The organism is Phaeovulum veldkampii DSM 11550 (genome assembly GCF_003034995.1).
Taxonomy (GTDB): domain Bacteria; phylum Pseudomonadota; class Alphaproteobacteria; order Rhodobacterales; family Rhodobacteraceae; genus Phaeovulum; species Phaeovulum veldkampii.
Genome location: NZ_PZKF01000035.1, coordinates 1 through 11,694, shown reverse-complemented (window position 1 = coordinate 11,694; position 11,694 = coordinate 1). Strand labels below are relative to the sequence as shown.

Below are 11,694 nucleotides of genomic sequence, written 5' to 3'. Positions count from 1 at the left end.
GGCCCCGCGGTTCCGCTGCGATGCAGGTCAGTCTCAGGCTTCTTCGTTGTCGGCCGAGCGCAGGCCCGAGGGCGCGGCGATATTGGCGATGACGAAGTTGCGTTCGATTGTGGGTTTCGCGCCTTCGGGCAGAACCACATCGTTGATGTGGATCACATCGCCGATGTTCTTGCCGGTCAGGTCCACGGTGATGTGATCGGGGATATCCCCGGCCATAACCTCAAGTTCGACCTCGGGGCGCACGATGGTCAGCGTGCCGCCGCGCTTGAGGCCGGGCGAGGCTTCGTGGTTTTCAAAGGTGACGTGGATGAACAGGTTCACCCGGCTGGCGCGATGCAGGCGCATCAGGTCAACGTGGGTGGGCAGATCTTTGACCACGTCGCGCTGCACGCCGCGGCAGATCACGCGCACGTCGTCCTGACCGGGAACCTGCAGGTTGAACAGGGTCGACAGGAAACGGCCGCGACGCAGACGGGTCAGCAGTTTGTTATAGGGCAGATTGATCGGCTGCGGGTCTTTTCCGTCGCCGTAAACAATGCCGGGTACATAGCCCTCACGACGAGCTTGACGAGCGGCCCCCTTGCCTGTCCCCGTCCGCACCACAGCTTCGAGATTTTCGATCTCTTTGGCCATTGGTCTCTCCATAGTCCATAGGTTATCGGGCCTCCTCCAAGGGTGCAGGCCCGCAAGGCGGCCCCGATAGCAGAGACGGGGCAGGAAGGGAAGGGGCTTTGCCACACCGCCGGCAGCTTTGCGCCTTGATCTGCATTAAGGTGGCACCGGCCATTCGGCGTAGCCTGATTTCGGCGGCGCCGAAAGGGCTGCAAGGGGGAGAAGATCATGCGCGAAACCGATGCCTATGTTGTTGAACTGCAAACCCTGAGCCGGGGCGACGTGCCCCGCGTGGGCGGCAAGAATGCTTCTCTGGGCGAAATGCTGCGCAATCTGGGTGGCGCGGGGGTGGCGGTGCCGCCGGGCTTTGCCACCACCGCGCGCGCCTGGCGCGCCTTTGTCGAGGCCAATGCCCTGGGGCCGCGGATCGCAGCGGCGCTGGCCGATCTGGCGGCGGGGCGGGCCAGCCTTGCCGAAACCGGGGCGGGGCTGCGCGCGGCGGTTCTGGCGGGCGACTGGCCCGAGGCCATCGCGGCCGATATCCGTGCCGCCTATCGCGCTCTGGCCGACCGGATCGGGCAGGCCGATGCCGAGGTGGCAGTGCGATCCTCGGCCACCGCCGAAGACCTGCCAGAGGCGAGTTTCGCCGGGCAGCAGGAAAGCTATCTCAATATCGCGGGCGAGGCCGCGCTGCTGGAGGCGTGTCGGCGCTGCTATGCCTCGCTGTTCACCGACCGTGCAATTTCTTACCGGATCGCGCAGGGGTTCGACCATCAGGCGGTGGCCCTGTCGGTCGGGGTGCAGGCGATGGTGCGCTCGGACCTGGGCGAGGGGCGCGGCGCCTCGGGGGTGATGTTCTCGATCGACCCGGAAACCGGCTTTGACAAGGTGGCGGTGATCAACGCCGCCTGGGGCTTTGGCGAAACCGTGGTGCAGGGGCAGGTGGACCCAGACGAATATCAGGTGTTCAAGCCGCTGCTGGCCCAGCCCGGCGTGGTGCCCATCGTCGAGGCCGCGCGTGGCACCAAGGAGATCAAGCTGATCGCCGGTGACGGTGCCGAGGCCACGCAACTGGTGCCCACCTCGATGGCCGAACGCGCGGCGATGGTGCTGAGCCCGGCCGAGGCGATGCAACTGGGGCGCTGGGCCTGTGTGATCGAGGCGCATTATGGCTGCGCGATGGATATCGAATGGGCCCGTGACGGGCGCAGCGGGGCGCTGTTCATCCTTCAGGCGCGGCCCGAAACCGTGCAGTCGCGCAAGGCCGCAGAGGGCTTGCATAGCTACAGCCTTACCGGCAAGGGCCGCAAGCTGGTGTCGGGCCTTGCCATCGGTGACGCAGCGGTGGCGGGCACCGTCTGCCGTCTGGAAAGCGCGCGCGATATAGCCCGATTTGTCGATGGGGCGGTGCTGGTGACCGAAACCACCGACCCCGACTGGGTGCCGATCATGAAGCGCGCGGCGGCTCTGGTGACCGACCGGGGCGGGCGCACCTCGCATGCGGCCATCGTCAGCCGCGAATTGGGCCTGCCCGCGATTGTGGGCACACATCAGGCAACCGCGGTTCTGCGCGACGGCCAACAGGTGACGGTGTCTTGCGGCGAGGGCGATCTGGGCTTTGTCTATGACGGAATCGCCCAGATAGCCGAGCAAACGCTGGACCCGTCGCAGGCGCCCGCCACGCGAACCAGGGTGATGCTGAACCTCGCCGACCCGGCGGGGGCCTTTCGCTGGTGGCGGCTGCCCGCCGACGGGGTGGGGCTGGCGCGGATGGAATTCGTGATCACCAACCATGTCCGCATCCATCCGATGGCGCTGGCGCGGTTCGACCAACTGCCCGACAGCCCCGAAAAGGCGGAAATCGCGGCGATCACCGCCGATTTCGCCGACAAGACCGAGTATTTCGTGGAGCGTCTGTCGCGCGGGCTGGCGCGGATCGCGGCGCTGGCGCATCCCAACCCCGCCATCATCCGGATGAGCGATTTCAAGACCAATGAATATGCCGGGCTGATCGGCGGCGCGGCGTTTGAACCGGCCGAGGAAAACCCGATGATCGGCTTTCGCGGTGCCTCGCGCTATTATTCGCCGCGCTACCGCGAGGGCTTTGCGCTGGAATGTCGGGCGATCAAGCGGCTGCGCGACGAGATGGGCTTTGCCAATGTGATCGTCATGATCCCGTTCTGCCGCACCCTGACCGAGGCCGACCGCGTGCTGGCGGTGATGGCCGAAAACGGGCTGCGCCGGGGCGAGAACGGCCTTGAGGTCTATGTGATGTGCGAGGTGCCTTCGAATGTCATTCTTGCCTCGGAATTTGCCGAACGCTTCGACGGGTTTTCGATCGGCTCGAACGACCTGACGCAACTGACGCTGGGCGTGGACCGCGACAGCGAGGATCTGGCCGAGGTCTTTGACGAACAAGACCCGGCGGTGCAGTGGATGGTCGCCCGCGCGATTGAAAAAGCGCAGGCGGCGGGCGCCAAGATCGGGCTGTGCGGGCAGGGGCCCAGCGACCACCCCGAGATCGCGGCGTTCCTTGTGCGCTGCGGAATTGATTCGATGTCGGTCACGCCCGACAGTTTCATCCGCGCCAAAAGCGCTGTGTCCGCGGCGGAAAATGGCTGATTTTCTTGCCTTTCCGCGCCAAGGCTGATTGCATCGTCACAAGGAGGACCGCCCATGACCCACCCCCGCCTGACCTTTCATGGCGCCGCCCGCGGCGTCACCGGATCATGTTTTCGGCTGGAAACGGGGGCAGGGCAGGTGTTGATCGACTGCGGCCTGTTTCAGGGTTCGAAAAGCGAGAAGGAGCTGAATTACCGCGCCTTTCCGTTCAAGCCCGAAAAGATCGGCGCGGTGATCCTCAGCCACGCCCATATCGACCATTCGGGCCTTTTGCCCAAGCTGGTGCGCGAGGGCTTTGCCGGCGCGATCCATGCCACCCCCGCCACGACGGATCTGTGCGGCGTAATGCTGCCCGACAGTGCGCATATTCAGGAATTCGAGGTCGAGCAGTTGAACCGCCGCAGTGCCCGGCGCGGGCGCGCTGCGGTAGAGCCGATCTACACCGGTGCCGATGCCGCGGCCTGCCTTGATCTGTTCCGCCCCGAACCCTATGGGCGATGGTTCACGGCCTTGCCGGGGGTGCGCGCGCGGTTCTGGAATGCGGGGCACCTGCTGGGCTCGGCTTCGGTCGAGGTGGAACTGGCCCGGCCCGAGGGCGCGCCGATGCGGATATTGGTCTCGGCCGATATTGGCCCCGATTACAAACTGCTGCACCCCGACCCCGAGGCCCCCAGCGGGATTGATTATCTGATCTGCGAATCGACCTATGGTGACACCGACCGCGAAGACGCCACCGCCGAACGCCGCCGCGCGCTCTTGCGCGACGAGGTGAAGGCGGCGATCAACCCCGATGGGGTGCTGCTGATCCCGTCCTTCGCGGTGGAACGCGCGCAGGAACTGATTGCCGACCTCAGCCAGCTGATGGCCGAAGGCGCGCTGCCGCAGATCCCGATCCATGTGGATTCGCCGATGGCCACCAAGGCGACCAAGGTCTTTGCCGACCATTCGCGCGAGTTGGAGGGCGGCGGCGCGCTGATGCGGGGGTTGCGGTCAAACACCTTGCATTTTACCGAAACTGTGGAACAAAGCATGGCGCTGGACCGGGTCCGCGGCTTTCACATCGTGATCGCCGCCAGCGGCATGTGCGAGGCGGGCCGCATCCGCCACCGGCTGAAGAACTGGCTGTGGCGCGACGAGGCCACGGTGCTGTTGGTCGGCTATCAGGCCGAAGGCACGCTGGGGCGCATCTTGCACGATGGCGCGGCATCGGTGCGCATTCAGGGCGAGGAATTCACCGTGCGCGCCCGCATCCGCTCAATCGACCTGTATTCCGGCCACGCCGACGGGCCGGAACTGGCGGAGTGGATCAAGGCGCGGCTGCCGCTGACGCATGACCTGTTTCTGGTCCATGGCGAGCCGGAGGCAATGGCGGGGCTGTCTGCGCGGCTGGCCGGGATCGTCGATCCCGCGCATGTGCTGACCCCGGCGCTGGACGAAAGCTTTGACCTGACCGACGCCGGCGCAGTGCGGCTGGCCGGGCCAGAGGCGGCCCAGCCGCGGCTTGCGCCGGAACAGGTGGCGCGGCTGGATTGGCACAACGACGTTTCGGCGCTGATGCTGGATATCAACGACGCGCTGGCGGCAAAGCCCGACGAAAAGACCCGCGACACGCTGATCCGCCGCCTGCGCCGCGCGCTGGAGGAGGGAGAAGCCCAGACCGGGCCGTCAGGGCACGGCCCAGGCGGCGCGCGCCGACACTAGGTCAGCTGCGCTCGGCCGCGAGGCTGCGGTTCAGCACCATCGGCAACACCACGACCAGCGCCAGCATCAGTAGCAGCAGTTCCAGCGCAAAAACGGTCAGATAGGGCGTGGCCTCGCCGAAGGTCGCGCCGAAGGGCTGGCTGCGCACCACATCGCGCATCACCCCGCCCAGGGCGACGCCCGCGCCGGCCGCGGTGGCCTGCACCGCACCCCATGCGCCCAGCGCCAGCCCGACCTGTTCCTTGGGCGCCAGCCGCATTGTGGCCGTCAGCGTGCCGTGGCTGAACAGCCCGCCGCCAAAGCCCACGATCACCACGCCCGCCACGAACAGCATTTCGGCCCCGCCCGGCCCGGCCGCGATCACCGCGCCAAAGCCCGGCAGGCCCACCGCCGCACCCCAGGCCGCCATGCGCAGCGGGTCATAGCCCCGGCCCAGAATGCGCGAGGCCAGCGCAAAGCCCACCAGCCCGCCAAAGGCCCAGGCCGCGGTCAGCTTGGTCGTCTGCGCCACCGTCATCGCCAAAACCTGCCCGCCGTAAGGCTCCAGCAGAACATCGGCCATGCCAAAGCCCATCGTGCCCAGCGCGATCACGATCAGCCCGCGCAGCGCGTTCTTGCGGCTGATGAATTCGCGCCAGTGATCGGCAAACTCGGGTTCGACCTCGGGTTTCACGGTGCGGGCGCGGTCACGCGGTTCCTGCTTCCACAGGGCGATCACGTTCAAAATCAATGTCGCCACCGCTGCGCCCTGGATCACCTGAATCAGCGTCCACGGGTGATAAGGCGTCAGCAGCGCGCCAAAGATCAGTGCGCTGGCGATCATGCCGACCAGCAGCATCACATACATCAGCCCCACGACCTTGGGCTGATCCTCGCGCGGGGCCAGATCGGTGGCCAAGGCCAGCCCCACGGTCTGCACCATATGCGCACCGGCGCCGACCAGCAGGAAGGCCAGCCCCGCGCTGGCCTGACCGATCCATTCCGGGGTTCCCTCGGCATAATCCTTGCCCGACAGCACCAGCAGGGCAAATGGCATGATCGCGAACCCGCCCCATTGCAGCAGCGAGCCTTTCCAGATGTAAGGCACCCGGCGCCAGCCCAGGGCCGACACATGGGTGTCGGATTTGAACCCGATCAGCGCGCGGAATGGCGCGAACACCAGCGGCAGCGAGATCATGATTGCCACGATGGTCGAGGGCACGTCCAGCTCCACGATCATCACGCGGTTCAGTGTGCCGACCATCAGCACCAGCGCCATGCCGACCGAAACCTGAAACAACGACAGCCGCAACAGGCGGCCCAGCGGCAGCGTGTCAGAGGCGGCATCGGCAAATGGCAGGAAGCGCGGTCCGATCTCTACAAGGCTTTGGGCGGCACGTTGGCTGAAGCGTTTCATCTGGGGCTGTCCATTCCGTGGCGTCCGGCAGACCGCGGCCCTCGCGGTTCAGGGCGCCCTGTCGAGGGGTTGGAAGGCCGGCTGAGGGAGCCTTGTCTTGCCCGCGTGACGGTGCGTTGCATGGGGCAGTGCCTTCATGAATAGGCGCAGGCCGAAATCATACGATCCCGGCCTGCGCAAAGATATTCAAAACAGGATTGTCGGCCCCGGCAGGGCCGACAATCTGATTGGATGCTCAGTTGGCCGGAGCGGCAGCAACCGTGGCGGAGCCGTTGTGATAGGCGCCCAACCAGGTGGTGTTCTGAACCAGCATGTAGTGCACGGCGAACGACGAGATCGCCACAGCCGACAGGAACAGAGGAACGCCGGTGGTCGGTTTCACCACGAGCCAGAGTTTCGCGTTGTTCATCTCAGTTTCTCCTTACCCGAGCCACGGGGTGGCGATAGCCGCCAGGAAGTGCGCCAGCAGCGCGATGCCGCCGAAAACGCGGGTGCCGAGCACGAGTTGCTTTTGCACTTCTTCAGCTTCGGCGAGGGTCAGGCCGCTCGGCCAGACTTTGTTCGGATCGTCAGTCATGTGTCGTCTCCCCAATCTGGTGTTCGACTATAGAGCGTGTAGAACCTGCACGCGGGCTAGATAACGACCGGACCTTCTTCTGTGAGCCTCTTGCGAGGCACCCGGCGTGTCGGGTTCGGCTTCGTTATGTAGGTAAGGTGTCACAACTGCGTGACATGTGCAATGTCAACTTGCGCGGACAGAGGGCTTGTGGGTGCGACTTATTGTTCACTGCCCCGCCCGGCTGCGGCTGCAAAGCCGTTGTTCTTAGGCGTATTTCCGCTTTTGCCCGGCGCTGCGGCGGATTCGCTGCGCGGTTCCGGCCCGATCACGCACCCTGCGACTTTTGCTCAAACTCAACGACTGACTGCATTTTTTCTGCTTGACTTGGGTCCGGAGCGTTTTGAGCCGCGCTAGCCGGTTTTGCACGGCCGCGCGAGCGGGCAGGGGGCCGGCGGGCGGCTTCGTGTGTCGGGCAGATTTTGGCGAACGCGCTTTTGGCGGTGCACGATCTTGTAGTGCACACCGAACCGGGGCGATTCCAGCAGCGCCGGATCGGGAATCATGGAACGGAGGGCAAGAGCCCCCCGATGGACCAACAGGTGAGCGGCGCGTCTGGTCAGAAGGGGGGGCCGGTCCGGGCAGCCCCGGACCAAAGCGGGTCAGACCCCGCGCGAAAGCGCCGCAACGCCGGTGCGGGCCACGTCGATCAGGCCCAGCGGGCGCATCAGATCGGCGAAGGCGTCGATTTTCTCGGGCGTGCCGGTGATTTCGAAGACAAAGCTTTCCAGCGTCGAATCAACCACGCTGGCGCGGAAGATATCAGCCAGCCGCAGCGCCTCGACGCGCTTTTCGCCGGTGCCCGCCACCTTGAACAGCGCCAGTTCGCGTTCCACCGCGCGACCTTCGACGGTCAGGTCATGCACCTCGTGCACCGGAACGATGCGCCCCAGTTGCGCCTTGATCTGGTCGATCACCGCCAGCGAGCCGCGGGTGACGATGGTGATGCGCGAGCGGTGCCCCTTGTGGTCCACCTCGGCCACCGTCAGGCTGTCGATGTTGTAGCCGCGACCGGAAAACAGCCCGATCACGCGCGCCAGAACGCCCGCTTCGTTATCCACCAGAACCGCCAGCGTATGGCTGCTTTCGACCTGCGCATGGGGGTCACGCAGATCATAGGCCGAATGGCTGGACGACCCCTTCTTGATGTTCAGCGCTGCCATGATCTTTTCCTACCTGTTCCTGAAATCCCGGAGGCCGGGGGTGCCCCCGGCCCGTGTCATCACACCAGAACCGCACCCTTGGCGCCGATCGCGCCCTCGGTTTCGGCATCGCCCAGGATCATTTCGTTGTGCGGCTTGCCCGAGGGAATCATCGGGAAGCAGTTTTCATGCTTTTCCACGAGACAGTCGAAGATCACCGGCCCGTCGTAATCGAGCATTTCCTGAATCGCATCGTCCAGCTTGGCGGGGTCGCTGCACTGGATACCCTTGCAACCAAAGGCCTCGGCCAGTTTGACAAAGTCGGGCAGCGCCTCGGACCAGCTCTGGCTGTAACGTTCGCCGTGCAGCAATTGCTGCCACTGGCGCACCATTCCCAGCCGTTCGTTGTTCAGGATGAACTGCTTGACTGGCGCGCGGAACTGCACCGCTGTGCCCATTTCCTGCATGTTCATCAGCCAGCTTGCTTCGCCCGCCACGTTGATCACCAACGCATCCGGGTGTGCGACCTGCACCCCGATCGAGGCGGGCAGGCCATAGCCCATCGTGCCCAGACCGCCCGAGGTCATCCAGCGGTTCGGGGCCTCAAAGCTCAGGAACTGCGCGGCCCACATCTGATGCTGGCCCACCTCGGTGGTGATATAGCGGTCGCGGCCCTTGGTCAGGGCCTCAAGCCGTTCCAGCGCGTATTGCGGTTTGATCGTGGTGGTCGAGGGTGCATAGGCAAGACAGTTGCGCGCCTTCCATCCGGCGATCTTGCCCCACCAGGCATCCAGCGCGGGCTTGTTCACCTTGCGACCGCGCGCTTTCCAGACCTTCAGCAGGTCTTCCAGCACATGGCCGACATCGCCCAGAATCGGCAGATCGACATGGATCACCTTGTTGATCGACGAGGCGTCGATGTCGATATGCGCCTTTTTCGACTGCGGGCTGAAATCGGCGATCCTGCCAGTGATACGGTCGTCAAAGCGGGCGCCGATGTTGATCATCAGGTCGCAGTCGTGCATCGCAAGATTGGCCTCGTACAGCCCGTGCATCCCCAACATGCCCAGCCAAGACTTGCCAGAGGCCGGATAGGCGCCCAGCCCCATCAGCGTCGAGGTGATCGGGAAGCCGGTGGCATCGACCAGTTCGCGCAAAAGCTGGCTTGCGCCAGGGCCCGAGTTGATGACGCCGCCGCCGGTGTAGAAAATCGGCCGTTCGGCGGTTTCCATCAGATCGACCAGTTTGGTGATTGCCTCGATGTCGCCCTTGACCTTGGGCTGATAGTGATCGGTCCGCGCCTGTTTCGGCCCGGTGTAGCCGCCGGTGGCGAACTGCACATCTTTGGGAATGTCGATCAGCACCGGGCCGGGGCGGCCCGAGGTGGCGACATGAAACGCCTGATGGATGGTTTCGGCCAGCTTGTCGGTGTCCTTCACCAGCCAGTTGTGCTTGGTGCAGGGGCGGGTGATGCCCACGGTGTCGGCTTCCTGAAAGCCGTCGGTGCCGATCATGAAGGTCGGCACCTGGCCGGTGAACACCACCAGCGGGATCGAATCCATCAGCGCATCCACCAACCCGGTGACCGCATTCGTGGCCCCCGGCCCCGAGGTCACCAGCACCACGCCCGGCTTGCCGGTCGAGCGGGCATAGCCCTCGGCCATATGCACAGCGCCCTGTTCGTGGCGCACCAGCACATGTTTGATGTCGTTTTGCTGAAAGATCTCGTCATAGATCGGCAGCACGGCACCGCCGGGGTAGCCAAAGACCACCTCCACGCCCTGATCCTTCAGAGCCTGCACCACCATTTTCGCGCCGGTCATTGCCCGTGACATCATATTCTCCATCAACCCCTTGCCAAGAAAAAGCCCCCGTTTCGGCGGGGGCGCATGGAAACCGATCCGGTCAACCGTTACCGGCCCATGCGCCTTGTCCCGAGTGCTGCGAGGTTTACGGCCATAGCCATGCCCTTCCTTGGCGTCGGCGCGGACATTAGGCGGCGCGGATCGGGGCGTCAACGCCAAAACTACGAATATTGTGTCGCAGGCCCGGTAAAAATCTTTACGAATATTGCGCCACGCTGGCGATCGTGGAAACTTATGAAAATCTTGGGTCGGGCTGAGGTGCGGGGGCTGTGCCGACGCCATTTCCGGCCCGCCATACCCCGCGCTTGCGCCGCGGCGGCCTGCGTGCAGGTCGGGTGATGCTCGCGCGGGCGTTTCTACCCTTGCGGGAGGCGTTTCCTTGCGCATTGACGCTTGCACACCTCTGGGCCATAGCTGGCGCATAGCGCCGCCAAGGCGCATTTGGATTTCAGGGGGGAATACGATGGGCGGGCTTCTTGCCTTGTCGCGCGCCATTGACCGGATCAACGAAACCGTCGGCAAATCGGTGGCCTGGCTGATCCTGGTGGCGATCCTTATCTCGGCGTCGAATGCCATCATCCGAAAGACGCTCAACACCTCGTCCAATGCCTGGCTGGAGTTGCAGTGGTATCTGTTCGGCGCGGCCTTTCTGCTGGCCTCCGCCTACACGCTGAAGCAGAACGAACATATCCGCATCGACATTGTCTATGGCCTGTTTTCGCGGCGGGTGCAGCACTGGATCGACCTTCTGGGGCACCTGCTGTTCCTGATGCCGCTCGTCACGCTGATGATGTGGCTTCTTTACCCCTATGTGATGATGTCGGTCCGCTCGGGCGAGATTTCGAACAATGCGGGCGGTCTGGTGATCTGGCCGGCCAAGATGCTGCTGCTGATCGGTTTTGGCCAGCTTTGGGTGCAGGGTATTTCCGAGATCATCAAGAAAGTCGCGGTGATGCGCGGGCTGATCGACGATCCGGCCCCCTTCGTGTCGCACCATGATGCGGCCTCGGTCGAGGCCGAGGAGATCCTGTCGGCGATGGACACCAAGACCGGGGAGGAGCGCAAATGATGGAATTCATCGCGGTGAACATGGCACCGATCATGTTCGCCTCTCTCGTGTTCTTTTTGCTGATCGGCTATCCGGTTGCCTTTGCGCTGGCGGCCAACGGCCTGTTGTTTTTCTTTGTCGGCGTCGAACTGGCGCCGCTGTCGAACGGCACGATCAACCTGTCATGGCCGCTTCTGAACGCGATGCCCGAACGGTTCTGGGGGGTGCTGAGCAACGAGACATTGCTCGCCATCCCCTTCTTTACCTTCATGGGGATCGTGCTGGAACGATCGGGCATGGCCGAAGACCTGCTGGATACGATCGGCCAGCTGTTCGGCCCGATCCGCGGCGGTCTGGCCTATGCGGTGATCTTTGTGGGGGCGCTGCTGGCGGCCACCACGGGGGTCGTTGCGGCCTCGGTGATCGCGATGGGGCTGATCTCGCTGCCGATCATGCTGCGCTATGGCTATGACCGGCGCATCGCCTCGGGGGTGATCGCGGCCTCGGGCACATTGGCGCAGATCATCCCGCCGTCGCTGGTGCTGATCGTGCTGGCCGACCAGTTGGGCCGGTCGGTGGGCGATATGTACAAAGGCGCGCTGATCCCCGGCCTGGTGCTGACCGGGCTATACATCGGCTATGTGATGGTCCTGTCGATCCTGCGGCCCAATTCGATGCCTGCCCTGCCGAAA

Annotated in this window: 10 protein-coding genes; 4 read left to right on the top strand and 6 right to left on the bottom strand. The window is 64.5% G+C overall.

Going from position 1 to position 11,694, the window contains the following annotated elements; genetic code table 11:
- Window positions 1–33: 33 nt before the first annotated feature.
- On the bottom strand, window positions 34–633 hold the full coding sequence (locus C5F46_RS12875) for a 50S ribosomal protein L25/general stress protein Ctc (RefSeq protein WP_107325749.1): 600 nt from the start codon (window positions 631–633) through the stop codon (window positions 34–36).
- Window positions 634–840: 207 nt separating this feature from the next.
- On the opposite strand from C5F46_RS12875, the gene ppsA reads away from it, so the two are divergent.
- Window positions 841–3,234, top strand: a complete 2,394-nt coding sequence (ppsA, locus tag C5F46_RS12870) for a phosphoenolpyruvate synthase (protein ID WP_107325748.1) — start codon at window positions 841–843, stop codon at window positions 3,232–3,234.
- 54 nt (window positions 3,235–3,288) lie between these two features.
- Entirely contained in the window at window positions 3,289–4,935 is a 1,647-nt protein-coding gene (locus C5F46_RS12865; protein ID WP_107325747.1) for an MBL fold metallo-hydrolase RNA specificity domain-containing protein, read from the top strand.
- 1 nt (window position 4,936) lies between these two features.
- On the opposite strand, the gene C5F46_RS12860 is transcribed toward C5F46_RS12865, so the two are convergent.
- The 5 genes from C5F46_RS12860 to C5F46_RS12840 form a co-directional block, all read right to left on the bottom strand.
- A complete protein-coding gene (locus C5F46_RS12860) occupies window positions 4,937–6,331 on the bottom strand; it encodes a PucC family protein (protein ID WP_107325746.1) in 1,395 nt (464 codons plus the stop codon).
- A 235-nt stretch (window positions 6,332–6,566) separates the two neighbouring features.
- Window positions 6,567–6,740 carry a light-harvesting protein gene (locus tag C5F46_RS12855; protein WP_107325745.1) on the bottom strand — a complete coding sequence of 58 codons (174 nt, stop codon included), beginning with the start codon at window positions 6,738–6,740 and terminating at the stop codon, window positions 6,567–6,569.
- A 12-nt stretch (window positions 6,741–6,752) separates the two neighbouring features.
- On the bottom strand, window positions 6,753–6,908 hold the full coding sequence (locus C5F46_RS12850; RefSeq protein ID WP_107325744.1) for a light-harvesting protein: 156 nt from the start codon (window positions 6,906–6,908) through the stop codon (window positions 6,753–6,755).
- A 641-nt stretch (window positions 6,909–7,549) separates the two neighbouring features.
- Entirely contained in the window at window positions 7,550–8,110 is a 561-nt protein-coding gene (ilvN, locus tag C5F46_RS12845; protein ID WP_107325743.1) for an acetolactate synthase small subunit, read from the bottom strand.
- Window positions 8,111–8,169: 59 nt separating this feature from the next.
- The gene (locus C5F46_RS12840) at window positions 8,170–9,924 is read right to left on the bottom strand and encodes an acetolactate synthase 3 large subunit (RefSeq protein ID WP_168796800.1); all 1,755 of its coding nucleotides are present in this window, start codon (window positions 9,922–9,924) and stop codon (window positions 8,170–8,172) included.
- Between the two features lie 493 nt (window positions 9,925–10,417).
- Here C5F46_RS12840 and C5F46_RS12835 point away from each other — a divergent pair, with 493 nt between their 5' ends.
- Window positions 10,418–11,023: a TRAP transporter small permease subunit gene (locus tag C5F46_RS12835; RefSeq protein WP_107325741.1), complete on the top strand. Its 606-nt coding sequence runs from the start codon at window positions 10,418–10,420 to the stop codon at window positions 11,021–11,023.
- Window positions 11,020–11,694, top strand: a 675-nt coding sequence (locus C5F46_RS12830; protein WP_146160232.1) for a TRAP transporter large permease subunit, incomplete at its 3' end; no start/stop codon positions are given. The genes C5F46_RS12835 and C5F46_RS12830, both read left to right, overlap by 4 nt.

Excerpts from the sequence above, each read along its gene's own strand:
- ilvN (WP_107325743.1), bottom strand. The coding sequence starts at position 8,110 with ATGGCAGCGCTGAACATCAAGAAGGGGTCGTCCAGCCATTCGGCCTAT.
- C5F46_RS12855 (WP_107325745.1), bottom strand. The coding sequence starts at position 6,740 with ATGAACAACGCGAAACTCTGGCTCGTGGTGAAACCGACCACCGGCGTT.
- C5F46_RS12850 (WP_107325744.1), bottom strand. The coding sequence starts at position 6,908 with ATGACTGACGATCCGAACAAAGTCTGGCCGAGCGGCCTGACCCTCGCC.
- C5F46_RS12860 (WP_107325746.1), bottom strand. The coding sequence starts at position 6,331 with ATGAAACGCTTCAGCCAACGTGCCGCCCAAAGCCTTGTAGAGATCGGA.
- C5F46_RS12865 (WP_107325747.1), top strand. The coding sequence starts at position 3,289 with ATGACCCACCCCCGCCTGACCTTTCATGGCGCCGCCCGCGGCGTCACC.
- C5F46_RS12875 (WP_107325749.1), bottom strand. The coding sequence starts at position 633 with ATGGCCAAAGAGATCGAAAATCTCGAAGCTGTGGTGCGGACGGGGACA.
- C5F46_RS12835 (WP_107325741.1), top strand. The coding sequence starts at position 10,418 with ATGGGCGGGCTTCTTGCCTTGTCGCGCGCCATTGACCGGATCAACGAA.
- C5F46_RS12840 (WP_168796800.1), bottom strand. The coding sequence starts at position 9,924 with ATGTCACGGGCAATGACCGGCGCGAAAATGGTGGTGCAGGCTCTGAAG.
- ppsA (WP_107325748.1), top strand. The coding sequence starts at position 841 with ATGCGCGAAACCGATGCCTATGTTGTTGAACTGCAAACCCTGAGCCGG.